Consider the following 20,443-nt stretch of genomic DNA (forward strand, 5'->3'; position numbering starts at 1 on the left):
CCTGTGCTATAGGATATCATCCCCTGGAACAATTTATTTTTTCGTTAATTAACACTTTTTGAACACTAATTTTTATTCTACAATATGAACAATTTAGCATCTGAATTTATTTGGGAGATCAACACCTCTAAAACTCCCAAAAAACGCAAAAAAAGTACAGGGCATTCTACTGCGGCTTCGCTCAAGCAAGAAATGACTCAGTTAAAAATAGAACTCAAAAATAGAATGACCTACCTCGAAGAAGAGTTGGGAACTCTAAAAGCCGAAAATGCAGAGTTACGTAACGAAATAAAAGTATATGCGACCATTATGAGTGAGATTCAGAATTCATCACCCTGGACTTAAAAATATACACTAACACTGAACACTAAAAACCTGGCAGGGTAGATATTCCTGCCTTTTTTACCTAGCTATTTTGTAACTATTTTTTTTCATAAACACTCATCATATCAAAAGCACAAATTGCCCTGTTGTTGGGGCATATTTGTATGGGGAATCCAAACCAGTTAGCCAAAACCTAACTTCAAGTTGTGAATACCACAAAAAAACCTGAGTTTATTGAACTCAGGTTTTTTTTATGCCATCATCTTGCTTTGATATCTTCCTTAGGAACATGTTCAAAATAAGTGTCGAGATTGAGGGCGTATACTCGAGGCTGGCTGAGGCACTTTTTGCAGTCGTAGCCATAGCTACGGCGAAAACCGATGGCTGCAGCCCTGCTGCGCCGAGCTCTGCCAAAGGCTAAAAGTAACGAAAGTCAGTAAAGAGGATATGTTCTAAACCGGACAGTTATTGTTGAGGGCTATGCCCGAAATCCCGTTTACGGGGCGATCACGTTCCTTAACTACTCTTGAGCCACACCAATGCCTCATCGGGTTGCTCAAACCATTTGACTTTAATCTTGTCTGACAAATTAGGATGGTTGTCTATTTGGCCTTGTAGGTTTTGGATAGATACCTGATAGAAAATATCTTCAGGCGGAACAAGTGCAGCAGTGAGGTTGTTCATGCTGGCTAGTAGCTTAGGCAATATGTTTTGCATGAGCCACTCGACACTTTTCAGAGAAACAACCTTTGTATCCTGGTCATTGATCAATAGTTTGTTAATCTGGTGTTCAAGTAGCAAATCTGCCAGCGCGTACCAACTTCTTTGATATTCCTTATCATTGATAAATGATTTCGACTTGACCAAAGCAATTTTATTGTCTTGATCAAGTTCTATACGAATGAATTTGTTATCACGGTAAACCATAATGGAGGATATAATTGGTTAAAAAACAGGGTAAAGTTGTATTTATTATTTACGAAAAACATGGGAAGGTAGGTCAAGGATGGGAGCAAAAAAAGAAGATTGACCGATATAGCCAACCTTCTGTATAATATAAGCGCTTGTTTTAAAATGCTGTCTTTGTCGTTAAAAAGACTTGTTTTTTCCTTTTAGAATGACACAACCAACTCATTTTTTTAACAGGCATAAAGTGTATCGTTGAACCAAGAACCAGCACTACTGGCTGGTTTTGGTAAAAGCATTTATGACTTATTTTGAGTCTTGATAAGGTTCAACGCCGATCCAGCCTTAAACCACTTAATTTGAGCTTGGTTGTAAGTATGGTTGGCTTTGATGGTATCTTTGCTACCATCAGCGTGTACTATTTCCACAGTCAAAGGCTTGTCAGGAGCAAAGTTTTCTAAGTCAATAAAGTTAAAGGTATCATCTTCCTGAATCAGGTCGTAGTCGTTTTCGTTGGCAAACGTAATACCCAACATCCCTTGTTTTTTCAGGTTAGTTTCGTGAATACGGGCAAACGATTTTACCAATACTACTTTTACCCCCAAATGACGAGGCTCCATAGCAGCGTGCTCGCGTGAAGAACCTTCACCATAGTTATGGTCACCCACTACTACAGTAGGGATTCCCTCGGCTTTATACACACGTTGGGTGGCAGGTACTTCGCCATATTTGCCAGTGACCTGATTTTTCACCTTGTTGGTTTCTTTACCAAATGCATTTACCGCACCAATCAAACAGTTATCAGAGATATTGTCGAGGTGACCACGGTAACGCAACCAAGGACCAGCCATAGAAATGTGGTCAGTAGTACATTTACCAAAGGCTTTGATCAATAACTTGGCACCAGTAATATTCTTACCGTCCCAAGGCTCAAAAGGAGTCAATAGTTGCAAGCGTTTAGAGTCTGGTGCCACTACTACTTCTACGTTTGACCCATCAGCAGGAGGAGCTACATAACCCGAATCTTCTACATCAAAGCCTTTGGGAGGAAACTCCATACCAGTAGGCTCTTCCAACATTACCTCTTCGCCACTTTCATTCGTGAGCTTGTCGGTCATTGGGTTAAAATCTAAACGACCCGAGATGGCAATGGCAGCTACCATTTCTGGAGAAGTTACAAAAGCGTGGGTGTTTGGGTTACCATCGGCTCGCTTAGAGAAGTTGCGGTTAAACGAGTGAACAATAGTATTTTTGGGTTGTTTGTCGGCACCTGCTCTTGCCCATTGCCCAATACAAGGTCCGCAAGCGTTGGTAAAGATGCGGGCATCCAGTTTCTCAAAAACTTCTAACAAACCATCTCGCTCCGCCGTATAGCGAATCATTTCTGAACCAGGGTTGATGCCAAACTCAGCCCTGGTTTTGAGTTTTTTGTCGATGGCTTGCTGCGCTACCGAAGCTGCCCGGGTAAGGTCTTCATAAGAAGAGTTGGTACAAGAGCCAATCAATCCCCACTCAACTTCCATTGGCCAGTCGTTCTTTTTAGCTTTTTCGGTCATTTCGCCGACTGGAGTAGCAAGGTCAGGGGTAAAAGGCCCGTTTATGTGAGGTTTAAGCTCCGAAAGGTTGATTTCAATTAATTGATCAAAATGTTTTTCTGGATTAGCGTAAGCCTCAGGGTCACCTGTTAGGTGAGCTCTTACTTGGTTGGCAGCATCCGCCACCTCGTCTCTTCCAGTAATTCTGAGGTAACGCTCCATAGAATCGTCGTAACCAAAGGTAGAAGTAGTAGCCCCTACTTCGGCTCCCATGTTACAAATGGTTCCTTTACCCGTACAAGAAATAGACTTGGCTCCTTCGCCAAAGTACTCAATGATGGCTCCAGTCCCACCTTTTACAGTCAAAATATCGGCTACTTTCAAAATCACATCTTTGGAAGAACTCCATCCAGAAAGCTTACCAGTCAATTTTACTCCAATCAACTTAGGGAATTTAAGTTCCCAGGGCATACCTGCCATTACATCTACGGCATCAGCACCACCTACACCAATGGCTACCATACCCAAGCCACCAGCGTTTACAGTATGAGAGTCAGTACCAATCATCATTCCACCAGGAAAAGCGTAGTTTTCGAGCACTACCTGGTGAATAATGCCAGCGCCTGGTTTCCAGAAACCAATGCCATATTTATTAGATACAGACCCCAAAAAGTTGAAAACCTCGTTACTGGTGTTCAATGCTTCTTGCAAGTCTTTGTCAGCACCTATTTTTGCCTGAATCAAGTGGTCACAGTGTACAGTAGTAGGTACAGCTACTTTTGGTTTTCCGGCTTGCATAAACTGCAACAAAGCCATTTGTGCAGTAGCATCCTGGCAAGCAATACGGTCAGGGGCAAAATCTACGTAGTCTTTACCACGAGTAAATACTTTGGAGGGATTGCCATCCCAAAGGTGGGCGTATAATATTTTTTCTGATAGCGTAAGGGGGTGGTTTACAATTTTTCGGGCGGCTTCTACACGCTCAGTTATTTGAGCATACACCGCTTTTATCATATCTATATCAAAAGCCATAATTAGAATTTGTTTATATATTGTAGTCGAAATCAAATACCAGCCAGTGGCTGTAAACTTATAGACAAAAATAGGAAATACTGCCTGTATTCAAAATAAACCAGAGGGGTATTCCAGCGTAATTTCGCTAATTCAGAAACAGTCTTTAAAAGGCTTCGGGAAACATTGTATTTTATCGAGAATGTGTGGTGATATAAATAGTAGGGCTATATGCATTATTTAGCTTTTCACCCCCAACAAAGTGTTAAAACCCTCTAGAAGTCTTCATAGATATAAGGCAGTATACCCCAGAATATTGTCCATTTTGAACCACCATCCTTACATCAATTCCCCATATCTTTGAAGTATACAATAACCAGTCAGATAGATCAACTGCTGTAAATGACCTCTGATTGATTGTATGTTTACCCTTAGAACAACTCCTATATGAAATATCAAAGAATGATTTTATTGGCTATAAGCCTATTAGCAACAACCTGTTATGAAACCAAAGCCCAGAATATCCATAAGAAAAACCTGACCAAAAAGTGGAAATTATCTACTTATAAATATGGTAAAACCCATTACAAGCCTTCGAAACAAGAACAAAGAGATTATATCTTATTGAAAGATGACCTGACATATGTATCCCTGGATAAGGGCAAAGCAGCCACTGGTAAGTGGAAACTGAACACCAATGGGAAGTTTATCAGGCTTTGGAACAAAAAGGGAGAGTCCATCAGATTTTTTATTCAGACCTTGACACTAAATCGCCTGGTTTTGAAGGCAGACCTCAAGGATATGCGGGAAATAGATATTCATTATGTATCAACTAAATAGATAAAGAAAGATGAGAATCATTGTCATAGTAATTAGTTGGTTGATGGTAGTTCAGTTTGCAACTGCCCAAGTCCAAATCACTTTAAAACCAGCCCAGTTTTACATTGCTTCCCCTTCTTTTTATATAAAAAAGGTAGTAGATAGCCGTAAAGACAAGCAAAGCATTGGCTATACCAAAGATGTGCTGGACGAAAAAGTGGCAATCAAGCTAAATCCTGAAGTACCTAAAGCTATTCAAATATTTGTTAATCAGTCACTTGTGCCAACCCCACAGGCAACCCCAATAATACTGCAAGTACTTTATTTGCAAGTAAAAGAAGAGCAAACAAGTAATTCGGAAATAACTGCCAGAGCCGAAATAAAACTGGCATTTTATGAAAAGGAGCAAGGCAAACTAAAAAAAAACTTCTCTATAGAACACTACGAAGACCAAGTTTTTGCTACTTCAGCCCAATCTCGCATTGCAGGTTCACAAGAGAAAAGAATCAGAAACTTGTTGGAGCATTGTTTAAAAAAGTTTGCTGAAGAAAGAAAAGCCAAACGGCTCACGGCTGAATATGTGCCTCCTAAAGTGCTCAGTGAACCTTCAGCTGTGCATGGGTTAGCCATCACCAAAAACAAACCATTGGGGCAATGGCATAACCTGCTCACCTTTAAAAGAAGCGCAGGGCTTCATACTCAAGGTTGGCGGGTAAGCTATGTAGGTTTTTCTGATAGGGAAGAAATCACTGTTCCTTTTATGTTTTCATTGGGACAATCTCAAGTCAAGGAAACTACCATCAATGGGGCAGAGTATCGGGTAATAGATGCCTACACCTTTGGCTTTGGAACTCAAGTATACATCAAGTTATTTTCAAACCTGTATGCAAACGTGGCTTTAAATGTCCCGGTAGGATTAGAAGTTTTAAGAGACAGACAAGAGAAAAGGTCACACAACTTTTTAATCGGCGTTGGTTCTAAGCAGGGGCTTATGTACATCCCTAAGAGTTCACTGGGGATAGTGGTAGGAGGGAGTATTTTTCAGCAATTACAAACTTCGCGGGTTTTTAGCACCAATTGGGGTTTTGAACTGGAAATAGGAATCAAATTTTAGAAATGCCCATGAAAAAAAATGTAAAAAGATTCTTGTTATGCCTGTTTTTACTGCTGTTGGCATTTTTTATATGGTTACCAGCAGACAATTATACGGCTCACCCAATACGTTTTTTGAGTAATCAAGATACTTTATCAGGAGTACTCAATATGCCCAAAGGTCTACCAAAAGACTCGCTTACGCTGTTGATCTTTGTGCATGGAGACGGTGCCTTAACTGCTAATGCCCACGGATATTACGAATCTATCTGGAGACATCTGGCAGCAAAAGGGGTGGCTACTCTGGCTTGGGATAAGAAAGGAGTAGGGGCTTCGCAAGGAAACTGGCTATCTCAAGACATGGAAGCGCGAGCCCAAGAAGTAAGAGATGCGCTAAAGTATGTACGTACCAGCCAAAAGTGGCGATTTTCAAAAATTGGGGTGATTGGCTTTAGTCAGGGAGGATGGGTACTTCCTTTGTTAAATACCCATTCAAAGGTTCAGCTCAGTTTTATGATCATAGTTTCAGGAGCAGTTAACTGGAGGCAACAAAGCAACTATTTAACCACCCAAAGGCTCAAGAGAGAAGGAAAAAATGCCCATGAGATTGCGAAAGGTTTGGCTCAAAACAAAGCAGATCATCAATTTTTACTTCAGAAAAAAAACTATGAAGCATACTTAGCTTATGAGCGTAAAAAACAGGCTACCACCGGCATTCCCCCTCGTTTAATGACCAGAGAGCGCTATTATTTTGTGCAAAAAAATATACGAGCAGATGCCACAGAAGGACTTAAACGCCTTCAATGCCCGGTGTTTGCGCTGTTTGGTGATAAAGATCTGAATGTGAATTTTCAAGAGTCATCGAGCATTTACCGAAACATTTTTATGAAATATCATCCTCAGCAATGTGTCGTGAAGACTTACACCAACGCTACTCATAGTTTACTCAAACATCGGCATTTTCAAAAAATACGCCCAGATGCGACTTTCATGTGGAAGTTTTGGCTTTGGGGAGAGCATGCCTTTGTTTCAGGAGTACTAGATGATATTCGGGCTTTTGCTTTACATCAAAAAATTTAGCGCTTGGAGGAAAGGCTGCTGCGTTTAGGTGTTATAATGAATTGTTGGATTAGATGCGTCAATCCTGGTGTAGGTAAATTTGGAAACTCTCCGAATCAAGTTTGGAGAGCTCTGTCAACGACCACACTTTGACTAAGATATAAGCTTTGTGGTGAGGAAAGAAAAACGAGATGTTGTTGCCATCTCGTTTTTTGTTTTAGGGGTTTTATCTTTTTAGGATAAATAAAACCTGTTTTTGTATAAAAAATGTGATAGTTTTGTGCAAACTCTAACTAAATCAATTATTACAATGAAATCAATACTTTTTATTTGCCTGTTAAGTATAGGCATGTCTAGCGCATGGGGACAGCATGCTGTCAAAATGCAAATTCAAGGAACCAAGCTTACCGTGGGTGCCTCTGGTAAAGAAGTTTCTTGGGGTGAACGAAAAATTATTACCAAACGCGAAGCAATGGATTTGCTCAAGAGGCTTTACCAGTCGGTGCCTAGTAGTGATCGCAAAAAAGTAGAGAGTGCTTACAAAAAGGCTCAAAACTTTATCTCAAGGGCACCCAAAAACGGCGTAAGTACTTCGAGCAGCAAAACCAGTAAGTCTTTTAAAGCTGATGGGTTCAAAGGTTCAGAAGCCAGGGTTGACTTTGAGTTTTTAAAAGGGGGCGCTTTTTCTAATGATAGGCATGTGGTAATTATCCGGATTATGGGTGATGACTTCACTGGAAACAAAACATGGAAAAAAGTTTCTAAGCATATTGTCAACAAAAAAGATGCTTTAGATCAGTTAAAAAGGCTTTGGGGGCAGTTGAGCCGAGAACAACAAAAAAACAGAGACAGGGCTTACCAGGATGCCATCAGGTATATAAAAGATTGTGCTGAAAATGGCACCACCGACCGCAAGAAGGTATTTAAAAACAGTAGTGTAAAAAAACAAGAGAGGATTGAAATTAGCATTGAGCGAGGGGCTGCTTTTAGTCACTAACCTTTGTAAAATATAAACTGTTTTGGATTACATACTGTTGGGTATCTTGATCAACTGCCAAAATACCCAACAGTATTAAAGTCTAAATCAACACATACTTAAAATCTCCCAACTCTTTCTTAAGCTCAGGTGGCAAACCAAAATTATCATCCATAAAATTGTCAATTTCCCCGCGCGATTTTGCCGAAAGTAACTCCGCCATTTCTTCCATAGCTTCTCCACCAATCATATAAGGCATATAAGTAAACACCATCTGTTTGCCAAAACATTGGCAATGCAATTGATACTCGTCGAGTTCGGTCTTTGGGGTGCCTTTTACAATGCAGTTTTCTATCCAGGGCTCTATGTTTAATGTCTCTTCGTTGTTGAGCATAAGCAGTTGGCGCTCTAGTGGGTTTACCTGCGACAAGAAATACTCTTCCATACGCTGCAACGACTCGGTAGATACTGCCTGCCGCATGCGCTCCATACAGTCGATACACATGGCGTACTCAAAAACGGTATCAGTTACCCCATGATCTTTATAGTTGCGTACCGACTTTTCAATAAAATAGGTCACACCTTCATCCAGAAGGTAGGTTTCGCAGGAAATACACTTTTCAAAAGGTTTTTTGTCAAGAGAAGAACGAAAAACCTCAGGAATTTCGATCATTTCAGGTGTGAAGTCAAACGACTCAGGGGTATTCATATTACTAAAATTTTAGTGTTCGAAGTGCAAATTAATGATTTTATGCCAAACTTGTACCAGCCTGGTAAAATTCGATACAAAACCTGTTTTGCCTGATTGGTATAATTACTCAAAGCTACCTTCTACTAGGGTAAACGATTTTGGCAGGGTTGGTTGCTCAAAGTTAAGAGAGATTGCTTAAATTTGGTGATTGATGAATCCTCGCATTGGGGCAGTGAATCATTAACTAATGAATAATTTATGGATTTAAATCTACAGGGAAAGAATGCTTTTGTGGCTGGGAGTACCCAAGGCATAGGCAAAGCCAGCGCTATAGCATTGGCTCAACTAGGGGCAAGGGTTACTTTGTTGGCAAGAAACGAAACTCGTTTGAAACATGTGCTCGAAGAGTTGGATACTTCGGCTGGGCAGGTACACGATTATATCTTGGTTGATTTTTCGGAACCTGACACTTTACGTGAAAAAGTAGACGCTTATCTGTCTGATACACCTCAAGCCATTCATATACTGATTAATAACACTGGAGGCCCTCCGGGTGGACCTATTGCCAACGCTGAGGTAGAAGAGTTCAAGAGCGCTATAGACATGCACTTGGTTTGTAACCATATATTGGTGCAAGGGCTTATGGAGGGGATGCGCAAAGAAGGTTTTGGGCGAATTGTGAATGTCATTTCTACTTCAGTAAAACAACCCATCAATGGCTTGGGGGTATCAAATACTGTAAGAGGTGCGGTAGCCAACTGGTCTAAAACATTGGCCAATGAATTGGGACAATACGGCATTACAGTCAATAATGTATTGCCAGGTTTTACCAAAACAGCCCGCCTGGAGCAAATAGTAGAAAATCGCGCTCAAAAACTGAAAAAAAGCAATGAAGAAATAGAAGAAGTGATGAAAGCAGGGGTTCCTGCCCGTCGTTTTGCCGAAGCCGAAGAAGTAGCCAACGCCATTGTATTTTTGGCGAGCCCAGCAGCGGGATACATCAATGGTATTAACGTGCCAGTAGACGGAGGACGTACAGCTTGCTTGTAAGGTGCTGGAAACTTAGTTCTTGGGGTTTGTATCTTATTTTGTAAGTAATTACATAATTTATAACGCACTGATTTTCAATAGTTTACAAAATAAATCATTGAAAGCCTGCACTGACAAGTTAGTAGCAGGCTTTATTGCTATAGCTAACCTTGTACAAACTCAAGTGCGCGTTGCTCAGACCAATACAAATCATTTGGTTTTGCTGGGGCAAAGCCACAGTGCCCACCCTTTCGGGGAATTTCTAAAAAAATCCAGTCTAGCTTTTCAACCTGTGTTTTAGGGTAGCATGTGGGTGCCAAAAAACTGTCGTTTTGAGCGTTTACAATCAAGGTGGGGATGGCAATTGTATCTAAAAAATAACGGGCACTACATTGTTTATAGTAGTCTTGTGCGTTTTCAAACCCATGCACAGGTGCGGTGTATAAATTGTCAAAATCACGCAACGTTTTGATTTGTTGCATAATACCCGGTGCAAAGGCGTCAGGATATCGTTCAATCTTCGCCTTAAGCTTTTGTTTAAGGGTGCGCAAAAAGCGCTTGGCATAAATAAAGTTATGCGGCTTGCTTATCTCATCGGCACAAGCCGCCAAATCTACGGGAGCCGAAAAAATCACCGACTTGGTGATTAGTTCTGACAATTGAGCCCCTTGTTCACCCAAGTATTTGAGGGTAAGGTTGCCCCCCAAGCTAAAGCCCACCATGACCACTTCTTGGTATACATTGAGCGAAAGCGCGTGTTGTACCACCGTTGCCAAGTCATAAGTAGCCCCACTATGGTAAGCCTTGATCAAGCGGTTGTTTTCTCCACTGCAACCCCGGTAGTTCCAGGTTAGCACATCCCAGTTTTGTTGGCGAAAAGCCCGCACCATTCCTTTCATGTAAGTACGGTGAGTGTCGCCTTCCAGACCGTGCGACATAATCACCAGGCGAGGTTGACCAGAGGGCGACTTGCACCAGTCAAGGTCAAGAAAATCACCATCTGGGGTGTCAATCCGTTCTCTTTGGTAATGTACGCCTTCAATCCGGCGCAGTATATTGGGGTAAATGGTTTGTAAGTGCCTATTGGGTAACCAAAAAGGCGAACGATAAGAAGATTCTGAAATAACAGGCATTCGATTATTTAAAAAGTAAAAGCCCCCAAAGTGGGGGCAGGTTTTTTTACAGTTTTTCAATGTCGAGCATAAAAAAACCATAACTGTCATAATCGCCAAAATAGTTGGCGTTACCCTGAAGCCCCAAAGGATCCAGTTCGTTGGTAATTTGCGTAATCATTGCAAAAAACTCCTTAGGGTCAAACCCATTCAACAAAGGGTGTTGGGCTATACGTGCAATATTTTTGCTTTTTTGTGGGCGAATTTTCATTGGAATCCGCTTCTTTTTAAGTCTGCGTCGGATTAAAAAGTCTGCATAACGCATCGTATCAAGCGCCTTATGAAGCATTACTTCATCTAATTGGTAAAAAAAATATCCTGTATCAGACTTTATAATCTTAAATTCCTCACTTTCAGGATATATGACTGGTTCACCAATTTTTCTCAGCTCACAGTTGAACGGAGAATTGCTTTGATAACGATAAGCATAGGGCATAATCATAAACCCTAGTTCATTAAAAAACGAGTACCAAAATTTTCTGTCTCTTTTCATATCTCAATTGCCTGACGATTATTTCTAACCATGCTATTGAATCGTAACCACGCATTATCACCCCATCTGGGCATTGCTGGCGATTAACTGACAAATTCCAAAGCTCTTTTTTCTGACCAATATAATCCTTGTTTATCTGCCATCGGAAACCCACAGTGTCCCCCTGTGGTTGGATTTTCCACAAAAACATAGGGGTGATTTTGTGCCTGGGCTATGGGCGAGCACTCTGGCGAAAGAAACGAATCGTTAATAGCATTGACAATCAACGATGGGATTTGAATCTTATCAAGAAAAAAGCAGGCACTTACTTGGTTGAAATAATCCTCAGCATTTTTGAAGTTGTGGATAGGTGCCAGATAAATATCTATAAAATCGAGCAAAGAATCCACTTTTTTTAATAATTCGAGTGGTAATTCTTTGGGAAATAGCTTACTCTTGGTTTTTATTTTTTGCACCAATTTTTTTTTAAAATGTTGTTGGTATATCCAGTTATTGCGATTTTCGAGCAGAGGTGCGCTACTGCCCAAGTCGCAAGGGGTAGAAAAACTCACCGATTTTACAATGCGTGAGTCAAGGTTTTCGCCTTGCTCGCCCAAGTACTTTAGGTTAAGGTTACCCCCCAGGCTGAAGCCTACCAATGCTATTTTTTCATAAGGATAGTGAGCAAATACATGCTTTAGTACAGCGTCAAGGTCTTCAGTAATGCCGTGATGGTATAGTTTAACGGTACGGTTAGGCTCCCCACTACAGCCACGTAGGTTCCAGGCGAGTGCATCCCACCCCTGGGCGTTAAATGCTTTGGCCATGCCCAGCATATAGGTTCGGTTGGCGGCTCCTTCGAGCCCATGCGAGAGTATTACAAGTGAGCGTGTGGTGTGCTTATCGCCTGTTTTTGACCAATCCAGGTCTAAAAAATCATCGTCAGGGGTTTGAATCCGTTCTCGTTGGTAATTTACCCCTTTTACTGTTCTGAATACGTTGGGGTAGATGGTTTGCCAGTGACGGTTGGGCAACCAGGCAGGTGCTTTGTAAGACGAAGATTGAATTATGGGCATCAGTAATATTTATTTAAGTGTTCAGCTACAGCCATTACGAATGGTTCAGGTCAAGTGTGCGAAGCTTTCAAAAATTCCTCATTATAAAACGTTCATCGTTTTTGCAACCATAGATGAAATCGCAATTTGCGAATAATTTCAATTTTATTGAGCCTAATAAACGTAAAATCTCTGGTGAAGGATTGGTTCTTTGGATTCCAAAAAAAATCTTTCTAATTTAAAACTCAGCTGAGTACACTAAAGCCCATAGTATAAGTACTCCAGACACTAAATATGTAAAGCGGTATTCTGCACCTTTTGCCCTTTGACTTCCCTTCAAAACCGATAGCTACAGCTTCGCTGTGCTGAGCTCTGCCACAGGCTAAATATCACGTAGCTATGGCTATGCTAGTTCCCTGCGGGATAAATTTTGAAGATCGCCAAAGAACAAAACCGAGCTTTTCGCGAGCTCAACGTAGTTAATTCATCAAAATCCCTACTTTACCTACTTAGAAGCTAGAGTACTAGCTAAGGTGCCGGTTGTCAGATGTTTATGTGATAAAAACGATGTTGATTTGAAGAAAAATCAGTCACAAAATTAAAATATATGAAGATTATATTCAGTACTCAAAACTATACCTATTTAAAGGCCAAGTTATTGGCTTTGGACAGTAGCTATGAAGATGGAGCAACCGAAGTGCGATTTTTTCCTGATGGCGAACGATACCAACGGATTTTGTCAGATGTAAACGGAAAAGATGTAGTGATAGTAGGAGGGACCATTGCCGACTCAGACACTCTTGAGTTGTTTGACATGGCCTGTGCTATAGAAAAGTACGGGGGAAAAACGCTTACTTTAGTGATCCCTTACTTTGGTTACTCTACTATGGAGCGGGCTGTAAAACCTGGTGAAGTAGTGACAGGTAAAAGTCGTGCCCGGCTATTGTCGGCCATTCCTATTACCGGAAGGGGCAATCAAGTATTATTGTTCGACCTGCACACTTCGGGCTTGCAGCACTATTTCGAAGGTAATATTCGCCCGGTGCATATTTACTGTAAAGACCTGGTAATAGAGGCTGCCCGCGAGCTGGGAGGAGAAGACTTTATTCTAGCTTGTACCGATACGGGCAGAGCCAAATGGGTAGAGTCGCTGGCAAACGATATGGGCATTTTTGCGGCTTTTGTGTTTAAGCGACGCATTAGTGCCGAAAACACCCAGATTACGGGAATAAATGCCGATGTAAAAGGAAAAAATGTGGTGATTTATGATGATATGATTCGTACAGGTGGGTCGTTGATCAACGCTGCACAGGCGTATAAAGATGCAGGTGCCACTAAGATATCAGCCATTACGACTCACGGTATTTTTCCTAATAACGCCATGGAACGTTTGCAAAAAAGTGGATTATTTGAGTGTGTGGTATCTACAGACAGCCACCCTAATGCAGTGAAAGTGGAATCACCACTACTTAAAATCAAAAGTATAGATCGTTTGATTATCGATAAACTGGAAGGTACGATTGCATAAAGGAGGGAATGTTTTATGAAACAACTTCTCAAAAAGTAGAATTGTAGCACAGCCTCTAGTTGGTTTTGAACAAGAGGTCATGCTACAATTTTTTTGGCTGTTTTGAAAGTTTATTATTTATAGTATTGTCAAGAGACAGAGAGTGAAGTTAATAAGCGATTAGATTAAACTCAACTTTTACATCATCAGCGTACTCCTCACCGCTTTCAAGCATATCCAAATCAGTTTTTTCGTAATACCAATTAATAATGACATCTCCTTCTTTATTGAAATGATAATCTTCCAGGATATTCATCATCTCAAGAAAACGACGGGACGAACTTGTGTTGAAGTAGCTCATGCGAAAATTCAAGGTAATTTTCTTACCGCTATCATTGGTATAATCTTTTAACCAGTCGAAAATAGGTTGAAAAAATTCTATGGTATACTCATGATAAGATTCACCTGATATTTCCAGTACTCCCGTTTCTGCATTAAAATTAACTTCGGGTATATAATGTGACCCCTCGATGTGAAAGTTTTCCATACCGCTATTAATAATTTGCTCGATCTAAGTTTATTATTCTTTATCAACTTTAATTGAAAGGGAAAAAAATGAGTTTGTATCATTGACGTCTGATATGTCAAACTCTAAAGCATTTCCGGATCGACGCGCCATGTCTATCAACCCTATGTTGGCTCCGGTGCTTCCATCTGGTTTTTTGTTGCGTCGTTGCGTTTTGAAATACTCACGCAAGGCAGCCTCATCAAGAGAATTGATGTAATGACAACGCTCAAGCAAGCCTTTTTTTACGCTATTGTCTATGAGGTTGCCAGAAATAAGGTTCAGATGGCTACCGCCGTCTTGTACTATAATTACCCCTGCACCAGCTAATCTTCCTTTGATGATAGAAAATTCTTTCTCTGCCGAATGGTGGTAAATGTTCTGAGCTAACTCTACAAAAATCGCAAAAGTTTTACGGCTTATGTTGTGAGATTCAAACTTGGTTCTAAGGTTAACACCTACATCTGCGAGTATCTCTTGCGATATAGTGCCTTTAAAAGACAGGATGATGCCTTGCTCATCCATATCCGTACAGTAATCAAATAAATTTAATTTGTCACTCATATCAGCTTTGACTTAAAAAGTTTCGGGGTTTAACATCTAACATTAACCCGCCAAAGTTGAAAAGCTAGGGTTTAAAAAAAAGACTGACTTCAAGTTAAAAATATAATCTCAATACCCAAAAAAAAACAAAGATTCTTTGGAAATTGTGATTACACCTTAGTAAAAAAACACATTCATTTAAACTAAATGAATCAATTCTTTTTGATAAGGAATAGGTGCAATTTAAATAAATTTTACTTGCATCAGAGTTTTTTGTTAAAAAAATGAAGAATATTTTGCAATGCTCCATTACAGCCTTACTCCAAGTATTGTAATGTCATCTCTTTGCGATACATTGCCTTGGTGTTCCTTCAGTTCCTGCAATAACTCTTGGCGTTGTTCAGACAAACTAAGCAGCGAGAGTTTGGTCAAAGTTTGTAAAAACTTAAGTTTTCCATACTTTTTCTTTTGCTCTCCATTTTGGTCAGTATAACCATCAGACGTCAGGTAAAGCGTGTCTCCCGTGTTTAAATTAAGCACATGGTTAGTAAAAACACGTTTTTCTTCTCTTTGCATGCCTCCTACCGACTTACGGTCGCCTTTTACTTCTATTAGTTCCTGTGTATTGTTTATTACACAAAGCAAATTTCGCTTTGCACCAGCGTAGGTTACTTTTCGTTGTTTAGCATTTTCTGGGTCGTGTTCTATTAAACACAAACCAAGATCAATGCCATCTTCATTTTTTCCATCAGCCTGGTGCAATGATACCCGGATGCTTTCGTGTAAATGGACTAAAATATCTGCTGGGTCATCAATTTTCTTTTGATTGACTATTTCATTGAGCGTAGCGGTACCAATGAGCGACATAAAAGCGGCGGGAACTCCATGTCCGGTACAATCGCCTACTACAATAAAAGTTTTTTGTTCTTCGGCAAAATGTCTCAGCCAGTAAAAATCACCTGAAACAATATCTTTGGGCAAATATACCAAAAAGTAATTGTTAAATGCTTGACAAAGTTTATCCGTATTGGGCAAAATAGCCCTTTGAATGGTTTTGGCGTAGCGTATACTATCGGTAATCTTGGTGTTTTTAATCTCTATTTCTTTGTTGCGTTCTTCTAACTGTGTCGTGCGTTCGCGCACCTTGCGGGAGAGTTCTTTGTTGGCTTTGTCTTTGATCAACTGGTTCTCTTTGAGTATTTCCTGGTTTTCACGCAGTTGTCTGATAATACGTTCATTGGCGAATTCTTTATCGCGCTTAAGCGTATTGATACGGTCGGCAAGCCCCAGCGAAAACAAGATGGCTTCCAGGGCTGAGCCAATCTGTAAGGCTACGTGTCCGTTCCAGAACTGATCGGTCCAGAAGAAATAAATGGCAATACCAAAACTAATAAACAAGTTGAGGTTGGCAGTGAGGTAATAGCGTGCCGGACGAAAACCAATGCGGATACAGTGAAATGCTACTCCAGTATTGATGGTGATGATAATAGCTACCAGTCCGTAAAAAATGGTGTAATATTGACGTATATACTTACCCTGTTTGGTGGCAGTAAATACTATGATTGTCAGCATCAACAGCCACATAAAGCCAATCAATATCTTGAGTAGGCGGTCAGAATAAGGGCTATTAATACGAGTGTTTAGGTAGCTGCGGGTAAATGAGGTATTGAATATGAGCACCAAAGGCAAAATAAAATAAGTGAGGTGGGTATCTAGCCAGGGGTATTCACGCCAGAGTAGTTCCATACCGTCTCCATCGTCTATCATGAAGATCACCCCCAGAAAAAACAAGTACAGTACATAATAAAGGTAGCTGCGGTCTCTTACTGAAATAAAAATAAAGAGATTGTACAAGACCATGGTTAGAATAAAGCCCAGGTGTAAGCCTTGAGTATACTTCTCCAGGCGTTTCTTTTCTAAAATATGTGTACGCGAATAAAGCACTGGACTGATGCGGTTGGCAAAGTGAGGGGCACCCGCCAATCGGATAAAAAAAGTTTGTTTTGAATTGTTAATGATAGGTACAGTTACAAAAGGTCGCTCACGATCGAGACTTTGGTCTACATCGCGCATACTCATGGGCAGGCTTGCTCCCGACTTTTTTACATTAGATGCCGGGTAGTCCTTATATTTGGGGTTGGCATAATACAAATTAACTTTATCCCAGGGCTCAAAGCTCATCACCCAGTCTTTTTCGTGTTCTAAGTTGGCACTGCTCGAAAACCTCACCCAATATACCTGAACTTTTTGGCTAATGGCAGAGGCTGATTTAAACAATGGCTGAAACTCAGGGGATGATACTTGTGCAATGGTAAGTTTACCACCAGGGTCTGGCAGTACCTGAATAGAGTCTTGCCCCAGGTGATATTCATCTACCATGTCAATCAATGACACATGTTGGCTGTTTTGTGCCCACAAAGGAGCGCCAAAAAACAGCAAAATAATGAGTGATAAATGAGGGATGCCCTGTTTAAATGTATTGATATTGTTTAGCTTCACGAAAAATGAGCTTATCTAAAAGCCATTGGTTGTTTAAATGTATAATAATTATTTGAGTTCTCAAAAGAACCAGTACTCTGCCTGCATTTCTGGGGGAGAGATAAAGCTTTCTTTTAAACGACAGGTATTTACTTGAATGCACAATTTTTATACCCTGTTTATAAAGTGGAGGCTTGTCGCACCGATGTGCATCGGTATCTAAAGACTTGCACCTGTAGTTGCTGCCAACTCATCGATGACGGCTAAAAATCACGCTTGTGGTAAAACGGTTGTAATATGTGTCAAAGGGGGAATTTTTTTTGTGATTTTGGGGCGTGCAATACAAACAAAGGCGCTTTTGAGAGGAACAAAAGGGGGGGAATACGTATAAATAGTAGGAAAGAGGTATAAATATTGCCTTTTCAGTATAAAATGCTCTATCCAATGAGAACTGGATAGTATGATAAAATAAGTGAGATTAAACTAGACCCATTATGAATGAAGATACCCAATATCGTCTGCTATTCGACGATCCAGTCAGGCTATTCGAATCTACCAAATACAAAAAAGTACTTAAAAGCACCGTAAAAAAGTTTGCTGCCCAAAAGCTGCAAGATGAGGCGTTGAGCCAGGAGTTGTTGCAAAAGTGCCAACAATCTTTGTATACAGAGGTACTTCCGCAAATTCAACAAGATTTTAAGCCCGACTACAATTTATTGTTGCCGTTTTTTCAGCGCATCATATATGCCCAATGTGTCTATTTGGTAGAACGGCTTACCCCACATTGAGTTTTTGCTTCACCAAAGCTACAAGAGGTGAGTGGCCTAGGCACCAACAAATAGTCTTGCTACATGCCCGCAAACGAATCGCGGTAAAGCGTATCCTTTTTTATTTTCTTTCGAAGTTTCTCTAGGTTATCACTAATGTGAGGAGTAAACTCTATGTAATTTGAACCATTCTTTTCGGCATCATTGGCAGCCAACTGTAAAGTGACCATAATTTCGTTTTCAGTGAGGGCATAAAACTTCCCCAGATTTTTTGGGGTTTCCTGCCTGGTATAGCTAAAGCCTTCGGGCAAAAAACGTAACCAATGGTTGGTGGCCAGTTCGGGGTTAAGGATTGCCCGGTTGCCATCAATCGTGTATTCTGAGGGGGGTGGAGGAGGAGCGTATTCCGACGAACTTGGGCCAGCGCCATTGTTGGTAGAGGTAGGAGGCACTAGGTTTTGTTCTTTGGTTGGGGGAGGTGTAGGCGTTATTTTTTGTGGCGTCGGAGGAGCTTTTGGAGCCTCTTCCGGCGCTTTTTCTGTTTTTTTGTCTACAGGTTTCTCCTTGGTTTTTTTAGAAGCAGGTGAGGAAGCAGGTTTTGACCCAGTGTTGCCCATAAACGCATTCATTTTTTGAGCAAAAGCCTGCCAGTCTATTTGATTGGCTTCACAGTGTTTTTTCAATGCCGACCTGATGGGCTCAAATCCCAGCGTACTTTTTTGGCTTCCTTCTACTGTAGGCAAAATACTTTTCATGAGCGTTACCACCTCGTTTTGACTCAGGTTGATACATTTGCTCAAGTATTCGGGCAAACGACTGGGCATAAAAGAGATTTTTTCGGGCAAAGCATCTGCCCAGTACTTGTATTGAGTATATTCTTTGGGCTCAAGCTGTAGCAAGGTCAAAATATTGCGTGGCGGAGTATAAGTGATATTTTTCTTGGCATACTCCGACTTGATGTAAGGCTCCAGGTGACGGTTAAACTCTAATACAGTGCTGTTGTCGCTTGCTGCGTGCAAACAAGCTTGCTTCAGAATGTTTTGGATGTGCCCCCCGGTCATGGCAAATTGGTGCGCCAGAATAGCGGGCATGTTAGGCGATACATAAGCATAAGGCTTGGGCAATATGTTTTTCCAGAGGTGCTTGCGTTGCTCTTCGTTGGGCAATGGAATGTGCAAGTAGGTTTGAATACGGCGCCCAAAGGCTTCGTCCATGTTGCGCTCATAGTTGGTGGCAAGAATAAGCAATCCTGGAAACTTTTCGAGGCGTTGGAGCAAAAACGATACATCCATATTGGCGTAGCGGTCTTTACTGTCTTTTACATTTGAGCGTTTACCCATCACAGCGTCCGCCTCATCGATAAACAAAATACACATTTGCCCCTCCAGCCATTGAATGGCACGCTCTAGCTCGGCAAACACCTTCTCCATATTTTGCGAGGTTTCGCCTATATACTTAGAAATCACCTGCGACACTTCCAATTGATAAGTTTTGATGCCCAGGCTATTGCCCAATGCCGAGGCAGTCAGGGTTTTACCCGTTCCCGGAGGTCCATAGAGCAGCATAATAAAACCTTCACGAAATTTATTACGAATGCCTTCGCGCTGAAAAAACTCCTGCCCATGTTTGATAAAATGAATGGCGGGTTGTAGTTGCGAGTGTACTTTGTCGGGCAATACAAGGTCGTCTATAGTCAAGCCTGAGTCTAACAGGCGAATGGGTAAGTTGAGGTCGTCTTCGGGCTGGGGCACCGGACCACCCAAGAAGTAGCGCAAATAAGAAGGATTCAAAAAAACCTGGTGGTTGATCCAGTCCTGTACTACCCGGTCGCCCCGGGTTGAAGCTGCTCCCAACGGGTGCATTTCTACGATGCCCTCTAAAAATAAGGCGTGGCGGGTATGAAAACGCAACAATGCTTCTTGCTGGGCTATTTTGTTGCTGCCACACAACAAAAACAACAAGGTTTTGAGGGTAGGAATAAAGGTTTGGGTTTCGGCGTGGAGGTGCCCGCCTATCATACGCAAACACCAGTGTTGACTGTCTTCCAGGTTGCTTTTATTTAAACTGCATAGTTCGGCCAGTGGAAAAAGCGCATCATCGTCCATAGAGCGAGCCAAACCCAAAATTAATAACAAGCGCCCTTCCAACGATAGTTGGAGGCGTTGTGCCAGTTTTACATAATGGCTGCCATCGTCCGGGAGTTCTTTGCTATAAGGTAAGGTAAGCCCTTCTAGTGTAGTAGGGTCTTGCGGGGAACTTACCCGGTGAAGCACCAAGGCTTTGAGCCAATTAAGCTCTGCTTGTAGTATATGGGTATTGTTTTGAGTGGTCGCTTTCACAGTATTATTGTCAGGAGTAGTATTCATGCGCTCTAGTCTGATTACGGCTGCAATTTAGCTAAAATTGTGCTGGAAAAACAGGGCAAGTAAGGTAGAACCTATT

The 20,443-nt window shown here is 41.2% G+C and carries 18 protein-coding genes; 8 read left to right on the forward strand and 10 right to left on the reverse strand.

Annotation, left to right across the window (positions count from 1 at the left end):
* The first annotated feature begins 84 nt into the window (after positions 1 to 84).
* Positions 85 to 345, forward strand: a complete 261-nt coding sequence (locus tag M23134_RS15885) for a hypothetical protein (protein WP_002697888.1) — start codon at positions 85 to 87, stop codon at positions 343 to 345.
* A gap of 495 nt (positions 346 to 840) precedes the next feature.
* Here M23134_RS15885 and M23134_RS15890 read toward each other — a convergent pair whose 3' ends face one another.
* The gene (locus M23134_RS15890; protein ID WP_002697889.1) at positions 841 to 1,251 is read right to left on the reverse strand and encodes a hypothetical protein; all 411 of its coding nucleotides are present in this window, start codon (positions 1,249 to 1,251) and stop codon (positions 841 to 843) included.
* Between the two features lie 278 nt (positions 1,252 to 1,529).
* Positions 1,530 to 3,797 (reverse strand): aconitate hydratase, encoded by a 2,268-nt coding sequence (locus M23134_RS15895; protein ID WP_002697891.1) that lies wholly within the window; start codon positions 3,795 to 3,797, stop codon positions 1,530 to 1,532.
* A 426-nt stretch (positions 3,798 to 4,223) separates the two neighbouring features.
* Between M23134_RS15895 and M23134_RS15900 the strand changes: the two genes are divergently transcribed.
* The 4 genes from M23134_RS15900 (at position 4,224) to M23134_RS15915 (ending at position 7,743) form a co-directional block, all read left to right on the forward strand.
* Positions 4,224 to 4,616, forward strand: a complete 393-nt coding sequence (locus M23134_RS15900; protein WP_002697892.1) for a lipocalin-like domain-containing protein — start codon at positions 4,224 to 4,226, stop codon at positions 4,614 to 4,616.
* A gap of 10 nt (positions 4,617 to 4,626) precedes the next feature.
* Positions 4,627 to 5,709, forward strand: a complete 1,083-nt coding sequence (locus M23134_RS15905) for a hypothetical protein (protein WP_045113688.1) — start codon at positions 4,627 to 4,629, stop codon at positions 5,707 to 5,709.
* A gap of 8 nt (positions 5,710 to 5,717) precedes the next feature.
* A complete protein-coding gene (locus tag M23134_RS15910) occupies positions 5,718 to 6,767 on the forward strand; it encodes an alpha/beta hydrolase family protein (RefSeq protein WP_045113709.1) in 1,050 nt (349 codons plus the stop codon).
* Between the two features lie 289 nt (positions 6,768 to 7,056).
* Positions 7,057 to 7,743 (forward strand): hypothetical protein, encoded by a 687-nt coding sequence (locus M23134_RS15915; RefSeq protein WP_045113689.1) that lies wholly within the window; start codon positions 7,057 to 7,059, stop codon positions 7,741 to 7,743.
* Positions 7,744 to 7,825: 82 nt separating this feature from the next.
* On the opposite strand, the gene M23134_RS15920 is transcribed toward M23134_RS15915, so the two are convergent.
* Positions 7,826 to 8,431, reverse strand: a complete 606-nt coding sequence (locus tag M23134_RS15920; RefSeq protein ID WP_002697900.1) for a hypothetical protein — start codon at positions 8,429 to 8,431, stop codon at positions 7,826 to 7,828.
* A 240-nt stretch (positions 8,432 to 8,671) separates the two neighbouring features.
* On the opposite strand from M23134_RS15920, the gene M23134_RS15925 reads away from it, so the two are divergent.
* Positions 8,672 to 9,463 (forward strand): SDR family oxidoreductase, encoded by a 792-nt coding sequence (locus M23134_RS15925; RefSeq protein WP_002697902.1) that lies wholly within the window; start codon positions 8,672 to 8,674, stop codon positions 9,461 to 9,463.
* A gap of 143 nt (positions 9,464 to 9,606) precedes the next feature.
* Here the strand turns inward: M23134_RS15925 and M23134_RS15930 are convergent, their stop codons facing one another.
* From M23134_RS15930 to M23134_RS15940, 3 genes are all read right to left on the reverse strand, one after another.
* Positions 9,607 to 10,575: a YheT family hydrolase gene (locus tag M23134_RS15930; protein ID WP_002697904.1), complete on the reverse strand. Its 969-nt coding sequence runs from the start codon at positions 10,573 to 10,575 to the stop codon at positions 9,607 to 9,609.
* 46 nt (positions 10,576 to 10,621) lie between these two features.
* Positions 10,622 to 11,107 carry a hypothetical protein gene (locus tag M23134_RS15935; RefSeq protein WP_002697906.1) on the reverse strand — a complete coding sequence of 162 codons (486 nt, stop codon included), beginning with the start codon at positions 11,105 to 11,107 and terminating at the stop codon, positions 10,622 to 10,624.
* A gap of 83 nt (positions 11,108 to 11,190) precedes the next feature.
* A complete protein-coding gene (locus M23134_RS15940) occupies positions 11,191 to 12,162 on the reverse strand; it encodes a YheT family hydrolase (RefSeq protein ID WP_002697907.1) in 972 nt (323 codons plus the stop codon).
* 586 nt (positions 12,163 to 12,748) lie between these two features.
* On the opposite strand from M23134_RS15940, the gene M23134_RS15945 reads away from it, so the two are divergent.
* Positions 12,749 to 13,669, forward strand: a complete 921-nt coding sequence (locus M23134_RS15945; RefSeq protein WP_002697909.1) for a ribose-phosphate diphosphokinase — start codon at positions 12,749 to 12,751, stop codon at positions 13,667 to 13,669.
* 148 nt (positions 13,670 to 13,817) lie between these two features.
* Here the strand turns inward: M23134_RS15945 and M23134_RS15950 are convergent, their stop codons facing one another.
* From M23134_RS15950 to M23134_RS15960, 3 genes are all read right to left on the reverse strand, one after another.
* Positions 13,818 to 14,195 carry a DUF1987 domain-containing protein gene (locus M23134_RS15950; RefSeq protein WP_002697911.1) on the reverse strand — a complete coding sequence of 126 codons (378 nt, stop codon included), beginning with the start codon at positions 14,193 to 14,195 and terminating at the stop codon, positions 13,818 to 13,820.
* Between the two features lie 33 nt (positions 14,196 to 14,228).
* A complete protein-coding gene (locus M23134_RS15955) occupies positions 14,229 to 14,777 on the reverse strand; it encodes a SiaB family protein kinase (RefSeq protein WP_002697913.1) in 549 nt (182 codons plus the stop codon).
* 288 nt (positions 14,778 to 15,065) lie between these two features.
* On the reverse strand, positions 15,066 to 17,255 hold the full coding sequence (locus tag M23134_RS15960; RefSeq protein WP_002697915.1) for a 7TM diverse intracellular signaling domain-containing protein: 2,190 nt from the start codon (positions 17,253 to 17,255) through the stop codon (positions 15,066 to 15,068).
* A 473-nt stretch (positions 17,256 to 17,728) separates the two neighbouring features.
* On the opposite strand from M23134_RS15960, the gene M23134_RS15965 reads away from it, so the two are divergent.
* The gene (locus tag M23134_RS15965; RefSeq protein WP_002697917.1) at positions 17,729 to 18,022 is read left to right on the forward strand and encodes a hypothetical protein; all 294 of its coding nucleotides are present in this window, start codon (positions 17,729 to 17,731) and stop codon (positions 18,020 to 18,022) included.
* A gap of 59 nt (positions 18,023 to 18,081) precedes the next feature.
* On the opposite strand, the gene M23134_RS15970 is transcribed toward M23134_RS15965, so the two are convergent.
* Positions 18,082 to 20,367: an ATP-binding protein gene (locus tag M23134_RS15970; RefSeq protein WP_002697919.1), complete on the reverse strand. Its 2,286-nt coding sequence runs from the start codon at positions 20,365 to 20,367 to the stop codon at positions 18,082 to 18,084.
* Positions 20,368 to 20,443: the final 76 nt, after the last annotated feature.

The organism is Microscilla marina ATCC 23134 (genome assembly GCF_000169175.1).
Lineage (GTDB): Bacteria > Bacteroidota > Bacteroidia > Cytophagales > Microscillaceae > Microscilla > Microscilla marina.

Bases quoted from the DNA above. Each gene is read 5' to 3' on its own strand.
- M23134_RS15905 (WP_045113688.1), top strand. From the start codon at position 4,627: ATGAGAATCATTGTCATAGTAATTAGTTGGTTGATGGTAGTTCAGTTT.
- M23134_RS15950 (WP_002697911.1), bottom strand. From the start codon at position 14,195: ATGGAAAACTTTCACATCGAGGGGTCACATTATATACCCGAAGTTAAT.
- M23134_RS15955 (WP_002697913.1), bottom strand. From the start codon at position 14,777: ATGAGTGACAAATTAAATTTATTTGATTACTGTACGGATATGGATGAG.
- M23134_RS15910 (WP_045113709.1), top strand. From the start codon at position 5,718: ATGAAAAAAAATGTAAAAAGATTCTTGTTATGCCTGTTTTTACTGCTG.
- M23134_RS15930 (WP_002697904.1), bottom strand. From the start codon at position 10,575: ATGCCTGTTATTTCAGAATCTTCTTATCGTTCGCCTTTTTGGTTACCC.
- M23134_RS15945 (WP_002697909.1), top strand. From the start codon at position 12,749: ATGAAGATTATATTCAGTACTCAAAACTATACCTATTTAAAGGCCAAG.
- M23134_RS15895 (WP_002697891.1), bottom strand. From the start codon at position 3,797: ATGGCTTTTGATATAGATATGATAAAAGCGGTGTATGCTCAAATAACT.
- M23134_RS15900 (WP_002697892.1), top strand. From the start codon at position 4,224: ATGAAATATCAAAGAATGATTTTATTGGCTATAAGCCTATTAGCAACA.
- M23134_RS15885 (WP_002697888.1), top strand. From the start codon at position 85: ATGAACAATTTAGCATCTGAATTTATTTGGGAGATCAACACCTCTAAA.
- M23134_RS15920 (WP_002697900.1), bottom strand. From the start codon at position 8,431: ATGAATACCCCTGAGTCGTTTGACTTCACACCTGAAATGATCGAAATT.
- M23134_RS15965 (WP_002697917.1), top strand. From the start codon at position 17,729: ATGAATGAAGATACCCAATATCGTCTGCTATTCGACGATCCAGTCAGG.
- M23134_RS15940 (WP_002697907.1), bottom strand. From the start codon at position 12,162: ATGCCCATAATTCAATCTTCGTCTTACAAAGCACCTGCCTGGTTGCCC.
- M23134_RS15890 (WP_002697889.1), bottom strand. From the start codon at position 1,251: ATGGTTTACCGTGATAACAAATTCATTCGTATAGAACTTGATCAAGAC.
- M23134_RS15915 (WP_045113689.1), top strand. From the start codon at position 7,057: ATGAAATCAATACTTTTTATTTGCCTGTTAAGTATAGGCATGTCTAGC.
- M23134_RS15935 (WP_002697906.1), bottom strand. From the start codon at position 11,107: ATGAAAAGAGACAGAAAATTTTGGTACTCGTTTTTTAATGAACTAGGG.
- M23134_RS15970 (WP_002697919.1), bottom strand. From the start codon at position 20,367: ATGAATACTACTCCTGACAATAATACTGTGAAAGCGACCACTCAAAAC.
- M23134_RS15925 (WP_002697902.1), top strand. From the start codon at position 8,672: ATGGATTTAAATCTACAGGGAAAGAATGCTTTTGTGGCTGGGAGTACC.